This is a genomic window from Ensifer adhaerens, from assembly GCF_028993555.1.
GTDB lineage: Bacteria > Pseudomonadota > Alphaproteobacteria > Rhizobiales > Rhizobiaceae > Ensifer > Ensifer adhaerens_I.
Window position 1 is genome coordinate 2,550,868 of sequence record NZ_CP118611.1, and the last position, 17,650, is coordinate 2,568,517.

Genomic DNA, 17,650 nt, shown 5'->3' on the forward strand with positions numbered 1-17,650 from the left:
AGGTGGGGATGGCTCACGAGATCGTCTGCGTCGCCCCGGTCGGCGACCGCTGCGGCGAAGGCGCCGTCTGGTCGGCTGCGGAAACAGCGCTCTACTGGACCGACATCAACCGTTTTCTCGTGCATCGCTATGACGAGGCGACGCGGGCCGTCAGGACCTGGCTGTTCGACGAGCCGGTGGTGGCGATCTCGCTGACAAGCGACGACGGGCGCCTGCTCGTCGCGCTCGGCTCGAAGCTGATCTGGTGGTGGCCTGGGACCGACCGTCGCGCGGATCACGGTTTCTTCCTGCCAGGCGCTCCGCGCGTCCGACTGAACGACGGTCGCGCCGATCCGGCCGGAAACTTCTGGGTCGGCTCGATGAAGAACAACGTCCTTCCCGACGGCCAGCTCGGCGACGTTGCCCCGGGCGAGGGCATTCTCTACCGCATCGCGCCCGACGGCGCGGTCTCCGAATGGCGTCACGGCCTCGGGATATCCAATACGCTCTGCTGGAGCCCGGATCGAAGCACGTTCTATTTCGGCGATACGCTGGCCAACGAGATCTACGCCTTCGACTATGATGCGAAGGCGGGGGCGATCTCCGGTGAACGGAGCTTCTTCACTGGCTTCGAACGCGGCTCGCCCGACGGTTCAGCGATCGACAGCGAAGGGTTCCTCTGGAACTGCCGCTATGGCGGCAGCTGTATCGCTCGCATTGCACCGGACGGCAGTCATGCCGAGGCGATGGAAATGCCGGTCACCAACATCACCACCTGCACTTTCGGCGGTTCCGACCTCAAGACCCTCTACATCACCACGGCCGGCTCCGGGCCGGCGGAGCGCCTCGCCGGCAGTCTCTATGCCACGCGTGTCGACGTTTCCGGCATGCCGGAAAATCGGTTCGGGGTGACCACAAGGTGAGCGCGCAGACGACACGGCGCGCGCTTGCCTGGGCGCACGGGTGCCTCTCGGTGCAATCGCTTGGCGGCATGCTCGGTCCGGTGTTGTTCCTGCTGCCGGATGGGCGACAGGTCAGCCCCTTGCAAGTCGCGCCCTGGGGCAATGATCCCGAGCGAGTGGCGCTGCCGGAAATCCTTCAAGAGCTTCGCGGCGAGTGGCCCTGCGTCCCCTTCGGCAGCGATGCGGGGCGCAACCTGCCCGACGGTTGGACTGCAACGGGCGAGAGTTTCGTGGGCGCCGGCGCGCCACATGGTCACGGGTCCAATACCCATTGGGACTGGCGCGCCTGCGACGACGGCCAGATCACGATGGAATGCCATTATCCGGATCACCATCCGATCCGGCGGCTTCGTCGACGGATCGTGCCGGACCAAGGCGCGGCGGCCATCGACCTAACGTTGGAAGTCGAGGCGCGCCGCCCGTGCCGGCTGCCGATCGGTCTGCACCCGACCTTTCGCCTGTCGCTGCGGCCGGGTTCAGTCGTCATCGAGCCCGGTCGGTATGATCGGGTCTGGAGTTTTCCGGGGGATGTCGAGCCGGGTGCTGCGCTGTTTGCGCCCGATCGGCCATGGTCTTCTCTTGACGAAATCGAGACGCGCGACGGCTTCACAGTTGATGCGACCCAGGTGCCGCTCGCTGCCGATACTGAGGATCTGCTGCAGCTTTCGGGCATCGATGGCAGCGTCGCGCTTCACTATCGCGACGAGGGGTTTCGCGCACGGCTTAGCTGGCAAAAGGAGCATTTTCCCGGTCTGCTCATCTGGTACAGCAACCGCGGCCGCAAGGCCTATCCCTGGAACGGACGGCATGTGGCGCTCGGCGTCGAGCCGATCGCTTCCGCGTTCGATTTGGGACCGGCGGTCTGCACGGACGGCAATCCCATTGCGGCATCGGGCATAGCGACGGCAATCGCATTCGAGCCAGGCCAGACCTTTGTCACCCACTATCGGCTATCCGTCGAAGCCGCTCCGATCGGTTGAGGCGCGACGCTCGCCCAGCCATTTCCAATTGAAAGGCCAAGAGAATGAAAATGCTGCGCCTCATCGTCGACGGCTCTGCCGTGCCCTGCATCCTCGATGGCGAGGGGAAGGCGCGGGACGTGTCTTCACTCGTTTCCGACTTCACCGCGGAAACCTTGCCCGGCGTCGCGGCTGCACTGTCGGGTGTGGATCTGTCGGCCCTGCCCGTGTTGTCCGTCATCGATACGGACATCCTGCCGCCGGTCGCAAGGCCGGGCACAATCTGGTGCGTCGGGCTCAACTACTCGGATCACGCCGAAGAGGCGGGACTGCCGGTGCCATCAGAACCGATCCTCTTCAACAAGGCGGCCGGCACCTATTGCGGGCCAAACGCCCCACTTCTCCATTCCGAAAAAATGTCGAAGCTCGACTGGGAGGTCGAACTCGGCATCGTCATCGGCAAGCGCGCCCTGAATGTGTCGCGCACTGACGCGATGGAGCATGTGTTCGGCTACACCGTCGTCAACGATGTCTCCGAGCGCGCCTGGCAGATGGAGCGCGGCGGGCAGTGGGTGAAGGGCAAGAGTTTTCCCAACTTCTGCCCGACCGGCCCCTGGCTCGTGACGAAGGACGAAGTGCCGGATCCGCAGGGGCTGTCGATGTGGCTCGACGTCAACGGCGAGCGCATGCAGGCGGGCACGACCGCGCGCATGATCTTCGATGTCGCGACCATCGTCTCCTACATGAGCGAGTTCTGCGTGCTCGAGCCGGGCGATCTCATCTGCACCGGCACGCCGCCTGGAGTCGGCATGGGCAAGAAGCCGCCGCGCTACCTGAAGCCCGGCGACGTGGTGGAACTCGGCATCGACGGCCTCGGCCGCCAGCGCCAGGTCGTTCAGGCCATTTAATCCGATCGGAAGGAAGGAACGGATCATGAGTGGAAAGACGGGACGACTGGCCGGACGCGTGGCCGTGGTCACTGCCGCCGGCCAGGGCATCGGCCGCGCCGTTGCCGAACGGCTGATGGCGGAGGGTGCTGCGGTTCACGCGAGCGATATCAATGAAGGCTTGCTTGGCACGCTGGACGGCGCTGCGACGACGCGGCTGGATGCGACGGATCATGCAGCGGTAGCGGACTATTTTGCCGGCTTCGCGCGGGTCGACATTCTCGTCCATGCGGTCGGCTACGTGCACCAGGGCACGATCGAGGAGTGCTCACCCGAGGACTGGCGGCGTTCGGTCAACATCACGCTCGACAGTGCATATAACGTCATTGCCGGCGCGATCCCTAAGATGAAGGCGGCTGGCGGCAGCATCATCACCATTGGCTCGGTCGCTTCCTCGATCAAGGGTTTTCCGCGCCGCGCTGCCTATGGCGCGGCCAAAGGCGGCGTCATAGGCCTCACCAAGGCGGTGGCCGCCGACTATGTATCCCAAGGCATTCGCTGCAATTCGGTCTGCCCCGGAACGGTCGCGTCACCCTCATTGGAAGAACGGATCGGCGAACTCGGCGAAAAGCTCGGAAGCCGGGACGAAGCCTACCGTTCCTTCATTAGCCGGCAACCGGCCGGGCGTTTCGGTACGGTCGAGGAGGTCGCAGCCATCTGCGCCTTCCTCGCCTCCGACGAGGCAGCCTTCATCACCGGCCAGGCGATCAATATCGACGGCGGGATTACGATCTGAGGCCGCGGCCGCCGGTTGCTGGCGGCGCAACATCATCGGAGACGACCGCCGCTCGACCCGGACGGTTTCGATTTTCCGAGAAAAGCCGACCCCATCGCCCCCATCCTCGCCCTTGTGGCGGGGGATCCAGCGACCCGGCGTCCGTCGGGTCAAAGGACTTTTTCGGCCCAAGGACTTGGTCCGGCTGGGTTTCTGTCACGAGCACAGGAATGAGGGATTCTTGGTTAGATTGGCGTCTATTCTGCGAAGCCGTAATTGACGGGCCGCAAATCTGCTTCGCTCGTCCTTTTCAAGGCCATGAAACGCAAAACACCTCCGGATGGGTTCCGGAGGTGTTTGTTTTCCAGGTTACCTGCTGGCGTCATGTCGACGCCTTCGGCGGCTGTTCGTCGGTTACGCCGACAGCACCTTGAACTCGGCGAGAATGGCGTCGCCCATTTCCGTGGTGCCGACCTGGCGTGCGCCTTCGGCCATGATGTCGCCGGTGCGGATGCCCTGGTCGAGCACGTTGGCGATCGCCTTTTCCAGATTGTCGGCTTCCTTCGTGAGGTTGAAGGAGTAACGCAGGCACATGGCAAACGACGCGATCATGGCGATCGGGTTGGCAATGCCCTTGCCGGCAATGTCGGGTGCCGAGCCATGCACCGGCTCGTAGAGCGCCTTGCGCTTGCCGCTGACACCGTCCGGCGCACCGAGCGAGGCCGACGGCAGCATGCCGAGCGAACCGGTGAGCATCGCGGCCACGTCCGACAGCATGTCGCCGAACAGGTTGTCGGTGACGATGACGTCGAACTGCTTGGGCTGGCGCACCAGCTGCATGCCGCCGGCATCGGCCAGCATGTGCTCGAGCTGGACGTCGGCGTATTTCGCCTTGTGCGTCTCGGTCACCACCTGGTTCCACAAGACGCCCGACTTCATGACGTTGCGCTTTTCCATCGAGCAGACGCGGTTGTTACGGGTGCGGGCCAGCTCGAAGGCGACGCCGGCGATGCGTTCGATCTCGTAGGTGTCATAGACCTGGGTGTCGATGCCGCGCTTCTGGCCGTTGCCGAGATCGATGATCTCCTTCGGTTCGCCGAAATAGACGCCGCCGGTGAGTTCGCGCACGATCAGGATGTCGAGGCCCTCGACCAGCTCCGGCTTCAGCGACGAGGCGGCCGATAGCGCCGGATAGCAGATCGCCGGACGCAGGTTGGCAAAGAGCTGCAGGTCCTTGCGCAGGCGAAGGAGACCCGCTTCCGGGCGCACCTCGTAGGGCACCGCATCCCACTTCGGACCGCCGACGGCGCCAAACAGCACCGCATCGGCGGCAAGCGCCTTCTTCATGTCCTCTTCCGAGATCGCCTGGCCGTGGGCGTCATAGGCCGAACCGCCGACCAGGCCCTCGTCGGTCACGAAGCCGGAGCCAAGCTCGGCGTTCATGTAGGCGATGATCTTGTGGACTTCCGCCATGGCTTCCGGGCCGATGCCGTCGCCGGGAAGGATAAAAAGCTTGCGGGCCATTTCGGCACTCCTGTGTCTGGTCTGATGTAAAGCGGCGTCGCCGCGTTGATGATGATGATGATGCGGGCGGGGCTAAGCCGCAGGCTTTGCGCCTTCAATCTGGCTGATGCGCTCACGCAGCGTGTTGGCAATGCTCTGGGAGCTAGGGCCGACGGCGATCTCGAGGTTGGCCTTGCCACCGTCGACCTCAACCGCAAGCTTCGAGACGCTGACGCCAAGCCGGCGAACGATGTCGAGCAGCCGCGAAACGATGTTTTCGAGATCGCCGCTTTCGACTGTGTAGCGCATCGTGTCGGTCATGCCGCCACCTTTGGCCAGGGGCGCTGTTCGGGGCGCATGGTCTCGTAGGCGCGCGCCAGGCGAAGCACCCCGATATCGTCGAAGGACTGGCCGATGATCTGCAGGCCGATCGGCAGGCCGCGCTCCGTATAGCCGCAATTGAGCGAGACCGCCGGCTGTCCGCCCATGTTGACGGCGACGGTAAAGGCGATGTGCTCGAACGGCTTCTGCGGATCGTTGACCGGCGAGGCCCACTCGGCCGGGTAGGATGCGGTCGGAGCGGTCGGCGAAAGGATGAAGTCGTAGCCGGAAAGGGCCGTGTGCAGCGCATTGCGCATCGCCTCGATCTGGGCAAAGCCCGTATAGACCTCGCGGCCTGAGAAGTTCTCGGCCGTTTTGATCCAGTCGAAGATGTAGGGCAGGATCTGCGCCTGTTTTTCCGGCGAAAGCCGCGACACGTCCTCCCAGCCGCGGGCTCGCCAGAAGCGGTCGAGACCGTCGATCATCTCGCGCGTCAGGAACGGGCCGACCGGCTCGATGATGGCGCCGGCATCGGCAAAGAGACCTGCCGCCCGCTTGACCGCAAGTTCCGTTTCCTTCGAGACCGCCTGGCCGAAACCGGCGTCGAGCCAGAAGCCGATCTTCAGGCCCTTCAAGTCACGGTCGAGATCGAGCCAGGGAATATCGGCGTAGGGCAGGGCCATGGTGTCGCGGGCGTCGGGCTTGGAGAGCACTGACATGTAGAGCGCGGTATCGGCGACCGTCCGGGTCATCGGCCCGGCGACGCGACCGATGAACGGCGGGTTGATCGGCACGCGTCCCGCCGAAGGCTTGAGGCCGACGACGCCGCACCAGCCGGCAGGCAGGCGGACCGAGCCGCCGATATCCGTACCGATATGAAGGGGGCCATAACCGGCGGCTGCCGCCGCGCCCGCACCGGCGCTTGAGCCACCGGGATTGGCAGAGAGGTCCCAAGGGTTGCGGGCAAGCTTGTGGAAGCTGGAAAGGCCCGAGGAGAGCATGCCGTAGTCCGGCATGGTGGTCTTGGCAAGAAGGATGCCGCCAGCCTCGCGGGTGCGCGCTGCGGGCGGTGCATCGGCTGCGGCCGGCGTCAGCGACACGGCGGCGCAACCGAGCGGCACGGCCGTGCCCTTCGTTGCGATGTTCTCCTTGATCGTCACCGGCACGCCGTCGATCGCGCCGAGCGGCTCGCCCTTTGCCCAGCGCGCTTCTGATGCCTTGGCGGCCCTACGGGCTTCGGCCGGGTCATAGGCCCAAAGCGCATTCAGCTTCGGCTCGGAACCGTCGATGCGCGCGATGACGGCGTCGGTCACCTCGACGGGAGATAGCTTTTTCGAGCGGTAGGCCTCGACAAGATCGACGGCGGAGAGATCGGCGAGTTCGGACATAGGGTTATTCCTAGGCAAAATGACAGCGGGCGGACCAGGCCGGCGTCACCGGCTTGGCCTCGGGCGTGCGGGTCAGACAGATATCCTGCCTCACCGGACAGACGGCGGCATAGGCGCAGCCGGCTGCGGTTGTTGCTGTATGGACAGGCGTTTGCGGCGGCCCATCGGAACGTACGCGCTTGCGCCGCCCGGAGAAGGGCTTCGGCACGGCGGCAACGAGCGCCTGGGTATAGGGATGGCGCGGATTGTCGAAGACTTCAGCCGTCGGTCCTTCCTCGACGATGCGGCCGAGATGCATGACGGCGACCCGGTCGGTGATGGCGCGCACCACGCCGAGATCATGGCTGATGAACAGATAGGATAGACCGAGCTTTTCCTGCAGGTCCATCATCAGGTTCAGGACCTGTGCCTGGATCGAGACATCGAGCGCCGAGACCGGCTCGTCGGCGACGATCAGCGCCGGCCTCGTGATCAGGGCGCGGGCAATGGCGATGCGCTGGCGCTGGCCGCCGGAGAATTCGTGCGGGTACTTGTCGGCGGATGCGAGCGGCAGGCCGACCGCCTCCAGCACCTCCGCGATGCGCCTGTTCCGCTCGGCCGCACCGGTGCCGCGTTCCAGCGAAACGATCGGCTCGGAGATGATCGTGCGGACCGTGTGGCGTGGGTCGAGCGAGCCGTAGGGATCCTGGAAGATCGCCTGGAAACCTTTTCGTGCGTCGCGCAGGCCTGTGCGGTCGAGCGCGTAGATGTTGTTGCCGCCAATATTGACCTCGCCCGATTGCGGCCGTTCGAGTCCCATCACCGCGCGCGCCAGCGTCGATTTGCCGGAACCGCTCTCGCCGACGATGCCAAGGCTCTGGCCGGCGGCCAGCTCGATGCTGACGCCATGCAGCACGCGCAGCCGGCTCTGCTTCGAGAAGATCGACGGGCGCGGCAGGTCGTATTCGCGCACGAGATCGGTGGTTTTGAGGATGACCTCGCTCATGGTGCCACCATCCTTTCGCGCGGATGAAAGCAGGCAGCGCGATGCGGCACATGTCCATCGGTATTGATCAGGTCCAGCGTCGGGATCGCCTGGCGGCAATCGGCCTCAGCGAAGGAACAGCGCTCGGCAAAGGAACAGTAGGGCGGACGACCGAAGGGATCCGGAACGATGCCGGGGATGGCGTTCAGCCGCGGTCGCCCTTCGCCTTGATGGCGGGAGCCAAGGGCCGCGCCGTGCGGCGAGGCGGCAAACAGGCCGCGGGCATAGGGATGCGCCATGCGGGCAAACACATCGTCCGTGCGCCCTGTCTCGATGATGCGCCCGGCATACATGACGGCGATGCGGTCGGTCATTTCGGAGACGACGCCGAGATCGTGGGTGATCAGCATCAGCGCCGTGCCGGTATCTTCGATCAGTTCGTCGAGCAGGTCGAGGATCTGCGCCTGCACAGTGACGTCGAGCGCCGTCGTCGGCTCGTCGGCGATCAGCAGATCCGGTTCGCAGGCGATCGCCATGGCGATCATCACGCGTTGCCGCTGGCCGCCGGAGAGTTGGTGCGGGTAGAGGTCGAGATCGAAGCGCGGCGCCGGCAGGCCGACCCGGTCGAGCAGCGCGCGCGCCTTCTTTTCGGCATCCGCCTTGCTTTCCCCAAGATGCAGCCGCCGCCCCTCGGCGATCTGCGCACCAATCGACTTGACCGGGTTCAGCGCGGTCATCGGTTCCTGGAAGATCATCGCGACGCGCCGGCCGCGATAGCCGCAATATTCGGCCTCCGGCATGCCCGCGAGATTGCGACCGTCGAACAGAAGCTCGCCGCGCACCCGCATGCGCTGCGGCAACAGGCCCATGACGGCAAGGGCGGTCATCGACTTGCCGCTGCCGGATTCGCCGACGATGCCGAGGCGCTCGCCGCGATTGAGCTCGAGATCGATGTCGCAGACGATATCGACCTGGCTTTTGCCTGCCGAGAGTTCGACCGACATGCCGGCCATGTGGAGCAAAGGTTTCGTCATCGTTGCCGCCTCACGCGCGGATCGAGAATGTCGCGCAGGCCGTCACCGAGCAGATTGAGGCCGAGCACGGCGAAGGTGATCGCAAGCCCCGGAAAGATCGCGAGCCACGGCGCCTGGTAGATGAAGGTCTGGGCGTCGTTCAGCATCTTGCCCCAACTCGGCATCGGCGGTTGGGTGCCGAGGCCGACATAGGAAAGGCCCGCTTCGGCGACGATTGCGAGCGCGAACTGGATCGTCACCTGGACGAGCAGCACATGGTTGATGTTGGGCAGGATGTGAAGAGCGGTGATCGCGACGTCGCCGCGCCCGGCGCAGCGGGCGGCCTGCACATATTCGCGCTTCCAGAGACCCATCGAGGCGCCGCGGGTGACGCGGGCAAAAACCGGGATGTTGAAGATGCCGATCGCGATCATCGCGTTAGTCGCACCGGGACCGAAGATGGCGGTGATGATGACGGCAGTCAGAAGCGCCGGGAAGGCGAAGGCAAGGTCGCTCATGCGCATGACGAGGCCGTCGACCCAGCCGCCGCGCGCGGCCGCCCATGCGCCGAGCGGCACGCCGATACCGGCGCCGACAAGCACCGCGACGATCGAAACCGAGATCGAGTTGCGGGCGCCGACCATGATCATCGACAGGATGTCGCGGCCGAAATTGTCGGTGCCGAACCAATGGGCAAGGCTCGGCCCCTGCAGCTTGTCACGGAAGTTCATCGCGGTCGGCGAATAGGGCGTCCAGACAAAGGAGACGAGCGCCATCGCCACGAGGATCAGGGTCACCGTGGCGCCGATCGTCAGGCTGCGGCTGCCGATGAGCTTGGAGATGAGGCGAGGTTCAGATGCGGCTGCGGACGTGGACATCAGTGGCCTCCCCGCGACAGCCGCGGATCCAGGTAGCCATAGACCAGATCGACGAGGAAATTGATGGTGATGACGAAGGCCGCGAGCAGCGTTACCAGCGTCTGAACGGTGACGAGATCGCGCTGAGCGATCGCCTGGAACACCAGGCGGCCGATGCCCGGCAGGTTGAAGACGTTCTCGATGATGATCGTGCCGGCAAGCAGGAAGGAGAACTGCAGACCGATGATGGTGACGACCGGGATCAGCGCGTTCGGCACCGCATGTTTCCAGAGCGCACCGGAGCGAGAAAGCCCCTTGGCGCGGGCGGTGCGGATAAAATCCTCGCCGAGCGTTTCGATGACCGCGGAGCGGGTCACGCGTGCGAGAATGGCGGCAAGCGGCAGGCCGAGCGCGAAGGCTGGCAGGATCAGAGACTTCAGACCGTTCCAGATGCCGCCTTCCCAGCCGGCAAAGCCGGAGGCCGGGAACCAGGCGAGTTTCAATGCGAACAGCAGGATAAACAGCAGCGCCAGCCAGAAGTTCGGAATGGCGACGCCGACCTGGGCGATGCCCATCACGACGGTGTCGCCGGCCTTGCCGCGGTTGGCGGCGGCATAGACGCCAATGGTGATGGCGACAACGACCGAGATCGCCATGGAAAGGAGGGCGAGCGGCAGCGTCACGAGAATACGGGGGCCAAGCAACTCGCGGATCGGCACCGAGTAGGTGAGGCTCGTGCCGAAATCGCCGACGACAAAGCCGCCGATCCAGTGGAGATAGCGGATCCAGATCGGCTGATCGAGGCCGAGCTGCCGGTGCAGTGCCGCGATCGCGTCGGCGTCGGCATTCATGCCGAGCATCAGCACCGCCGGGTCGCCCGGCAGAACTTGCATCAGCAGAAAGACGATAACTGAGGCGGCGAGTGTCGTCAGGATGAGCGACACGAGGCGACCGCCGATAAAGGAAATCACATCAACCTCCCGGAAAGAGCGAGCGCTGACCGGCGCCGGGTGTGCCGGTCAACGTCAGGTCTACACCGGCCCCACGTTGAAGGGGCCGGTGCCATTCCTCAATTTTCCCAATAGGTCTGGGTCTGGTCGTCGGCCGGCACCGGCATGTTCTTCCAGAGGCCCTTCACCTTCTTGTTCCAGACACCGATCTTCGGCAGCGCGTAGAGGAAAACGTTCGGCTCGTCGGCTGCGAGCTTGCGCTGAAGCTGGCCGGCGAGATCCATCTGCTCGGCTTCGGTCGAGGCCTGCGTGAAGGACTTGTAGAGCGCCTTGTATTCCGGGTTCTGGTAGTTGAAGTAGTATTTGTCGCGGGCATAGATATCGAGGTCGCGTGCCTCGGCATGGGCAATGATCGTCGCGTCGAAGTCCGAGTTCTTGAACACCTGATCGAGCCATTGCGCGAACTCGATCGGAACGAGGTTCACCTTGACGCCGACTTCGCTGAGCATCGCCGCGATGATCTCGCCGCCACGACGGGCATAGGCCGGCGGCGGCAGCATGATGGTGATCTCGAGGTTCTGAACGCCCGCTTCCTGAAGCAGTTGCTGCGCCTTGCCGGGGTCGTAAGCATAGGTGTCGTTCAGATCGATGTAACCGGGCTCGACCGGCGAATAGTGCGAGCCGATGGTCGTGCCGAAGCCCGAGTAAGTGCCTTCGACCAGCGACTTGCGGTCGATCGCGTAAGCGAGCGCCTGACGGACGCGGACGTCGTCGAACGGCTTCCTCGCGTTGTTGAGCGCGAGCACAACCTTGCCGGATGTGCTGCCGACCTCGACCTGCAGGTTCGGGTCACTCTGGAACTGGCTGACGAGTTCGGCTGCCTGGAACATCGGGAAGGCATCGACATTGCCGGCAAGAACGGCGGCAGCGGCGGCCGACGGATCGCTGATGAACTTGAAGGTGACTTCGCTGAGCTTGGCCGGTTCGCCCCAATAGTCGGCGTTCTTTTCAAGCACCACCTTGTCGCCCTTCGCCCACTCCTTGAACTTGAACGGGCCGGTGCCGACCGGCTTGGTCTTGTTGTCGGCGGCCGATGACGGCGCGATCATCACCGCGTCGCCCCAGGCCATGTTGAAGAGGAAGTTGGAAGCCGGGCGCTTCAGCGTCACGACGGCGGTTACCGGATCTGGGCACTCGGTCTTTTCGATCGGCTCGAACAGGCCCTTCTGCGCGTTGGTGGAATCGGCGGAAACAGCACGCTCATAGGAGAACTTGACGACCGAGCAGTCGAAGGCGGTGCCGTCGTGGAACTTGACGCCCTGGCGAAGCTTGAAGCTATAGGTCTTCTGGTCGTCGGAGACCGTCCAGCTCTCGGCAAGCAGCGGCTTGACGCTGCCATCCTCGATCACGCGCACCAGACCTTCGAAGAGGTTGCCGTAGGTGATGTAGCGGATCGGGGCTGCGGCACCGGCGGTGGGGTCGAGGCCCGGCGGCTCCAGCACCTGGCCGACGGTGATCGTGTCCTTCGCCATCGCCGTCGTCAGCGACGCGGCGATGAAGCACGAGGCAAGTGCCCATTTCGTCAAGTTCATCATGGTTCCCCCGCTTTGCGGTTTGGTTGTTGGTGGTCCCAGTTACTTAGATCGACCGACCGCCGTCGACATCGAGCGCGACGCCGGTGATCATCGATGCCTGCGGCGAGGCGACGAAGGCTGCGGCTTCAGCAAGATCTTCAGGCTTCAGCAGGCGTCCGAGCGGAATGGAGTCGCGGAACTTCTTGCGGATTTCTTCGCTGTCCTCGCCCATGAAAGTGGTGAGCAACGGCGTTTCTCCGGCAACGGGATTGAGCGCGACGACACGAATGTTGAAAGGCGCAAGCTCGATCGCCAGCGCCTTGGTGGCGGAAACCACCCAGCCCTTGGTAGCATTGTACCAGGCAAGGTTTGGCCGCGGCCGGTTTGCGCCGGTGGACGCGATGTTGACGATGACGCCCGCCTTGTTTTCCTTCATGTGCGGCAACAGCGCCCGCGTCATCAGGTAGACGCCGCGGACATTGACGCCGAGGATCCGGTCGAACTCATCCGGCTCGACCAGTTCGGCGTTCTGTGGCTTGTGGCCGATGCCGGCATTGTTGATCAGGATATCGATACGACCGAATTTGTGGAGGCCCGCTGCAACAGCGGCTTCGACATCTGCTTCCTTGGCGATATCGGCGACGACCGCGATGGCATTTCCGCCGAGTTCGCTTGCCACCCGCTCAGCACCCTTGGCATCGCGATCGACGACGATGACCTTGGCGCCGCCTTCGACGAAGCGTTTGGCAATGCCCTCGCCGAAGCCGGAACCCGCGCCGGTGATGAGAGCGACTTTACCTTCTAGTGACACGTGTTCCTCCTAAGGCAATTTGCATCATGTATAGAGCGGGATGCGGGCGGAAAACCGCGCACACTCTTCTTCCCGCTCTAGCCGTGGTAGACAGAAATGGTTTTCATGCTGGCGAAGCCGTAGAGGGCCTCAAAACCCTTCTCGCGGCCATGGCCAGATTTCTTGACACCGCCGAAGGGCAGTTCGACGCCGCCGCCGGCGCCATAATTGTTGATGAACACCTGGCCGGCGTGAACGGCGCGCGCCAGCCGCAGTTGTCTGCCACCGTCATTGGTCCAGACGCCGCAGACGAGCCCGTAGGCGGTGCCGTTGGCAAGGCGGATCGCTTCTTCCTCGCCGTCGAACGGCATGATCACTTGCACTGGGCCGAAGATCTCTTCCTGCACGGTGCGGTGTTCATGCGGCACGTCGCGCAAAAGCGTCGGCGCGACATAGGCGCCTTCGGCCGGCGCATCGGCGACGATCGCACCCTGGGCTGCAACCTTCAGGCCGTCCTTGGCGGCACCGGCGAGGAAGTCCTCGATGATCGCCTTCTGCCGTTGCGAGACCACAGGCCCGACGGAGAGATCGGCGCCTGCCGGGCCGACCTTGAGGGCGCGGTAGCGCTCGCTCATGCGTGCGACGACGTCCTCATAGACGGCGCGCTCGACCAGGATGCGCGACGAGGCCGAGCAGGTCTGGCCGGCGTTCTGAATGCCGGCGTTGACGAGGAAGGGAACGGCGCGGTCGAGGTCGGCATCGGCAAAGACGATCTGCGCCGACTTGCCGCCGAGTTCGAGCGTCACCGGCACAGCGTTCTTGGCTGCCGCCGCCTGGACCGTTTCGCCAGTGCGGACCGAACCGGTAAAGGAGATGTGGTTGACGTCAGGGTGTTCGGAAAGGGCGGCGCCCGCCTCAGAACCGAAGCCGGTCACAACATTCAACGCACCCGACGGCAGGCCTTCCTCTTCGGCGATGCGTGCGAATTCCAGGATCGTCAGGCAAGCCTCTTCGGCCGGCTTGACCACCGCCGCATTGCCCATGGCAAGTGCCGCACCAAGGCTGCGGCCGAGGATCTGCATCGGGTAGTTCCAGGGGACGATGTGCCCCGTGACCCCATGCGGTTCGTAGACGGTCAGCACCGTGAAGCCGTTCTGATAGGGAATGGTATCGCCATGCACCTTGTCGGCCGCACCGCCATAGAATTCGAGATAGCGGGCAAGCGCCACCACATCTGCGCGCGCCTGCGTCACGGGCTTGCCAACATCGCGGGCCTCGAGGTCGGTCAGGAGATCGATGTTGCGCAAGACCGCCGCCGATATCCGGGTCAGCACCCGCCCGCGCTCGGTCGGGGTCATGCGACCCCAGTCACCTGCAAGGGCAGCGCGCGCGGAGCGCACGGCCAGATCGATGTCCTCCCGGGTTCCCCGGGCAATGCGTGCGAACTCCTGGCCGTTGGAGGGATCCCGCACGGGGATGAACTCGCCGCTCGATGCATCCTGCCAAGTGTTTGCGATGAAATTGCCGTAGGTCTTCACGTCATGCCTCTTTATCAGTCTCGCGCGCCTCAAGGAGCGCTTTCAATCTCGTTGCTGTCGCGTTGATATGGGCGCGTGCCAGTTTCTCGGCCTCGTCGAGGTTGCGCGCTGCAATTGCCTCGACGATCAGCGCGTGTTCGGCGACGGCGGCGCTGGCGCGCTCGCTGGACAGCGAGAAGGCCGGCGCAAAGACCTGCGAAGTCATGCGTAGCAGCGGTCCGAGCGGCGCCAGTGACATGTTACGCGAGGCGGAAACGATTGCCTCGTGAAAGTCGACGTTGGACTGGGTATAGGCGCCCGGATCCCAGCTTTCGACGACCTTGCGCTGCCGTTCGACCTGTTTGGCGAGGTCCTTGATTTCGGCCGATGTCGCACGCTCGGCGGCGTTGCGCGCAGCAACCCCGTCCATCGCCTCACGCACCGCGTAGGCGTCGAGCAGCTTCGGCAGGTCGGCCGTTGCGACCCTCACACCGCTGCCCGGCTTGTTGACGACAAGGCCATCGCGCTCCAGCACCCGCAAGGCTTCGCGCAGCGGCGTGCGGCTGATGCCGAACTCGGCGGCGATCCGCTCCTGGCGCAGCGTCGCGCCCGGCGCATAGACGCCGGCATAGATGCGTTCGCGAAGCGCCTGTGCCACTTCGTCGAGAAGGCGTGACTGGCTTCGCCATTCGAAAGATTGGTTCATCGATCCCTCCCAAGATCGAGGCAAATTGTATCCAGGATACAGGCCGTGTCAATCCGGCGATGAGGCATAAGCCCCACGGATTTTCAATCAGCGAGGGCCAGGATGCAGGCCTCGGCCAATCGCGACCGACGCGGGCGCGTTGACGAGTGGCTCGTCGCGGCTTCTATTAGGAGCAGCTGTGGTGGGAGGCTGGCCGTGCAGATGCTTGATTGGATTGCGATTATCCTATTTTCCGTAACCTGGGTGGCATTGGAGCCGATGATGGCGCTTGGCTGGCCGCGCCGGACAGACAGCCTGATGCTGGACATGGTGCGTATCAGGCAGGCCTGGATGCGCGAGGTCCTGACACGGGACACCAATTTCATCGGCGATGCCGCCATCCTCGGTCACACGATCAACTCGGCCTCGTTTTTCGGTTCGGCCAATCTCATCGTCATCGTCGCCATGAGCAGTGCGCTTTTCATTCAGCCGACGATCGGCCTTCAGTCGGGGATCATCGCGATGTTCGCGCCGATCGAACCGCTGTGGCTGTTCCAATGCAAGGTTCTCCTCGTCATGGCCACATTGCTGCGAGGGCTTTCCGAATTCATCTGGGCGGTCCGGCAGATCAACTATTGCCTTGCGGCAATCGGAGCCAGCCCGTCGCGGGACGAAGCCCGGGACATCGCCGCCTGGACCCACGCCTTGTCGCTGATGATCAATCCGGCCCTTCGCTCTTTCAGCCAGGGTGTTCGCTCCTACTACTTCACCGTTGCTGCGGCTCTCTGGTTCTTGGGCCCGATCGCGTTTCTCGTCGCTATCGTCGGCTCGGTGGGACTTCTCGTCTGGAGACACAGCTGGTCGGATACGGCAAAGGGCGTGATGGAGGTGCGCAAGCTGCTGGATGAGGGGCATCTGGCGGTTCGCGCGGGCGAAGCAGAGGCCCAGGTGGCGGCCCGCTCCCTGACGGCCGGCGAGAACTGACCCTCCGCCCGACCGGGCCTGCTGCCGTGGGCACTGCTTCGCACAGCGCCCGCCTTGCAAAAGGAACCGGTTGGCAAGCGACCAGCGCGATACCATCTAGAGAGTCTTGAAACGTCCGAAGGGGAACAGTCATGTCTGATAAGTCGATCAAGTTCCCCGGTCCCGACCATCCGATCACCATCGACCGAAATCCGGAGCGCGTCGTCGTCAAGCTCGGCGGTCGCGTCGTCGCCGACACGCGCAATGCCCTGATATTGCGCGAGGCGTCCTATCCGTCGGTGCAATACATTCCGCGTGAGGATGTCGACATGTCGCTGCTCGAGCGCAGCGATCACACCTCCCACTGCCCTTACAAAGGTGACGCTTCCTTTTACAGCATCGCGATCGGCGACCAGCTGTCGAAGAACGCCGTCTGGACCTATGAAGACCCGCATGCTGCGGTTGCCGACATCAGAAACCGGCTGGCCTTCTATCCGGACCGGGTGGATTCGATCGAAGAGTCTCGGCCCTAGGCGGGAAAGGGCGCGGGGTGGTCGGTTGCTCGCAGCGTGAGGATCGCTGCGTTGAGTGGCGTGGCCTCACTCGCTCCGAATCCGGAACGTTTCGCGCACCGCCCTCAGGAATCCTGCCACTTTCGGCAGATCACCCAGTTGCTGATGATAGAGATAGTAGAGGTGTGTAGCCGGCCCGGACCATTCGGCAAGAACCGGAACCAGCCGTCCCGCGGCAAGACCGTCGGCAGCAAGCGCATCGCTGAGCATGCCGATGCCGAGGCCCTCGGCGATCAGCCGTTCCCCAATGGCCGGATCGTCGACGACGATCGCCGGTGGGCGCTCAAGCGTGAAAATCCGGCTGCCGTCCGAGAGCACCCAGTGGGCGAGTTCCCGCCGCATGCGGGTCCTATGTGACACCAGGGCGACATGCATCAGGTCTTCAGGTGACGAGAGGGATTTTCCGTCGCAGTAGGCTGGCGCGGCGTAAAGGCGTTGTTCGATCGATCCGATCTTGCGATAGATCATCTCGCTGTCGACCGGCTCGCCCATTCGGAGCGCGACGTCGACGCTTTCGCCGATCAGATCGACATTGTTGTGTGTCGTCTGCAGATCGACCTGAACCTCCGGGCAAAGCTCCGCATAGCGCTTCAGGATCGGCGGCAGGAAGGTGCGGGCAAAGGCGACGGATGTGGCCACCCGCAGTCGCCCACGGGCGGTGCCATCGGCAGGCCCGAAGCCGGCGATGCCGCGATCGATGAGCTCTACGGCGCCGCCGACCGACTCGAGCAGGTGCTTGCCCGATTCAGTCAGGGAAACCCGACGCGTGGAGCGCAGCAGCAGCGCGACGCCAAGCGCGGTCTCGAGCTCAGCCAGGCGACGGCTGACCGTGCTCGGCGGAAGGTGCAGGCGAAGTGCTGCGGCTGAGAAACTCTCGGTGCGAGCGACCTCGAGAAAGATCCTGAGGCTGTTGAGATCGGGCGACTGGGGGGATTTCATGCGTTTCCGGAACAATCACTTCCATGATCGCAGGATAATCGACTGACAGTTG

The 17,650-nt window shown here is 64.1% G+C and carries 17 protein-coding genes and 1 pseudogene; 6 read left to right on the forward strand and 12 right to left on the reverse strand.

Annotation, left to right across the window (positions count from 1 at the left end):
- Window positions 1–8 precede the first annotated feature (8 nt).
- The 4 genes from PWG15_RS31660 to PWG15_RS31675 are packed head-to-tail and all read left to right on the forward strand — an operon-like array spanning window position 9 to window position 3,583.
- Window positions 9–902 (forward strand): SMP-30/gluconolactonase/LRE family protein, encoded by an 894-nt coding sequence (locus tag PWG15_RS31660; protein WP_275025558.1) that lies wholly within the window; start codon window positions 9–11, stop codon window positions 900–902.
- A complete protein-coding gene (locus PWG15_RS31665) occupies window positions 899–1,921 on the forward strand; it encodes a hypothetical protein (protein WP_275025559.1) in 1,023 nt (340 codons plus the stop codon). The genes PWG15_RS31660 and PWG15_RS31665 overlap by 4 nt, the downstream gene beginning before the upstream one ends.
- A gap of 44 nt (window positions 1,922–1,965) precedes the next feature.
- Window positions 1,966–2,808, forward strand: a complete 843-nt coding sequence (locus PWG15_RS31670) for a fumarylacetoacetate hydrolase family protein (protein WP_275025560.1) — start codon at window positions 1,966–1,968, stop codon at window positions 2,806–2,808.
- Window positions 2,809–2,833: 25 nt separating this feature from the next.
- Window positions 2,834–3,583: an SDR family oxidoreductase gene (locus tag PWG15_RS31675; protein ID WP_275025562.1), complete on the forward strand. Its 750-nt coding sequence runs from the start codon at window positions 2,834–2,836 to the stop codon at window positions 3,581–3,583.
- A 393-nt stretch (window positions 3,584–3,976) separates the two neighbouring features.
- Here the strand turns inward: PWG15_RS31675 and leuB are convergent, their stop codons facing one another.
- From leuB to PWG15_RS31730, 11 genes are all read right to left on the reverse strand, one after another.
- Complete coding sequence (gene leuB / locus PWG15_RS31680; RefSeq protein WP_275025563.1) at window positions 3,977–5,086, reverse strand: 3-isopropylmalate dehydrogenase; 1,110 nt, start codon at window positions 5,084–5,086, stop codon at window positions 3,977–3,979.
- 72 nt (window positions 5,087–5,158) lie between these two features.
- The gene (locus tag PWG15_RS31685) at window positions 5,159–5,386 is read right to left on the reverse strand and encodes a hypothetical protein (RefSeq protein WP_275025564.1); all 228 of its coding nucleotides are present in this window, start codon (window positions 5,384–5,386) and stop codon (window positions 5,159–5,161) included.
- A complete protein-coding gene (locus PWG15_RS31690; RefSeq protein ID WP_275025565.1) occupies window positions 5,383–6,774 on the reverse strand; it encodes an amidase in 1,392 nt (463 codons plus the stop codon). The genes PWG15_RS31685 and PWG15_RS31690 overlap by 4 nt, the downstream gene beginning before the upstream one ends.
- A 10-nt stretch (window positions 6,775–6,784) precedes the next feature.
- Window positions 6,785–7,759, reverse strand: a complete 975-nt coding sequence (locus PWG15_RS31695; RefSeq protein ID WP_275025566.1) for an ABC transporter ATP-binding protein — start codon at window positions 7,757–7,759, stop codon at window positions 6,785–6,787.
- A complete protein-coding gene (locus tag PWG15_RS31700) occupies window positions 7,756–8,772 on the reverse strand; it encodes an ABC transporter ATP-binding protein (protein ID WP_275025567.1) in 1,017 nt (338 codons plus the stop codon). Before PWG15_RS31700 ends, PWG15_RS31695 begins: the two co-directional genes overlap by 4 nt.
- Window positions 8,769–9,629 carry an ABC transporter permease gene (locus tag PWG15_RS31705; protein ID WP_275025568.1) on the reverse strand — a complete coding sequence of 287 codons (861 nt, stop codon included), beginning with the start codon at window positions 9,627–9,629 and terminating at the stop codon, window positions 8,769–8,771. Before PWG15_RS31705 ends, PWG15_RS31700 begins: the two co-directional genes overlap by 4 nt.
- Window positions 9,629–10,579, reverse strand: a complete 951-nt coding sequence (locus PWG15_RS31710) for an ABC transporter permease (RefSeq protein ID WP_275025569.1) — start codon at window positions 10,577–10,579, stop codon at window positions 9,629–9,631. The genes PWG15_RS31705 and PWG15_RS31710 overlap by 1 nt, the downstream gene beginning before the upstream one ends.
- A 98-nt stretch (window positions 10,580–10,677) precedes the next feature.
- The gene (locus tag PWG15_RS31715; protein WP_275025571.1) at window positions 10,678–12,153 is read right to left on the reverse strand and encodes an ABC transporter substrate-binding protein; all 1,476 of its coding nucleotides are present in this window, start codon (window positions 12,151–12,153) and stop codon (window positions 10,678–10,680) included.
- 43 nt (window positions 12,154–12,196) lie between these two features.
- Window positions 12,197–12,943 carry a glucose 1-dehydrogenase gene (locus tag PWG15_RS31720; RefSeq protein WP_275025572.1) on the reverse strand — a complete coding sequence of 249 codons (747 nt, stop codon included), beginning with the start codon at window positions 12,941–12,943 and terminating at the stop codon, window positions 12,197–12,199.
- A gap of 77 nt (window positions 12,944–13,020) precedes the next feature.
- Window positions 13,021–14,460, reverse strand: a complete 1,440-nt coding sequence (locus PWG15_RS31725) for an aldehyde dehydrogenase family protein (protein WP_275025573.1) — start codon at window positions 14,458–14,460, stop codon at window positions 13,021–13,023.
- 1 nt (window position 14,461) lies between these two features.
- A complete protein-coding gene (locus tag PWG15_RS31730) occupies window positions 14,462–15,145 on the reverse strand; it encodes a GntR family transcriptional regulator (RefSeq protein WP_275025575.1) in 684 nt (227 codons plus the stop codon).
- Between the two features lie 201 nt (window positions 15,146–15,346).
- Here PWG15_RS31730 and PWG15_RS31735 point away from each other — a divergent pair.
- Together PWG15_RS31735 and PWG15_RS31740 are read left to right on the forward strand one after the other, a co-directional pair.
- Window positions 15,347–16,030: pseudogene (locus tag PWG15_RS31735) on the forward strand (DUF599 domain-containing protein); the annotation flags it as partial.
- Between the two features lie 209 nt (window positions 16,031–16,239).
- Entirely contained in the window at window positions 16,240–16,620 is a 381-nt protein-coding gene (locus tag PWG15_RS31740; protein ID WP_275025578.1) for a DUF427 domain-containing protein, read from the forward strand.
- 66 nt (window positions 16,621–16,686) lie between these two features.
- On the opposite strand, the gene PWG15_RS31745 is transcribed toward PWG15_RS31740, so the two are convergent.
- Entirely contained in the window at window positions 16,687–17,598 is a 912-nt protein-coding gene (locus tag PWG15_RS31745; protein WP_275025580.1) for a LysR family transcriptional regulator, read from the reverse strand.
- Window positions 17,599–17,650 lie beyond the last annotated feature (52 nt).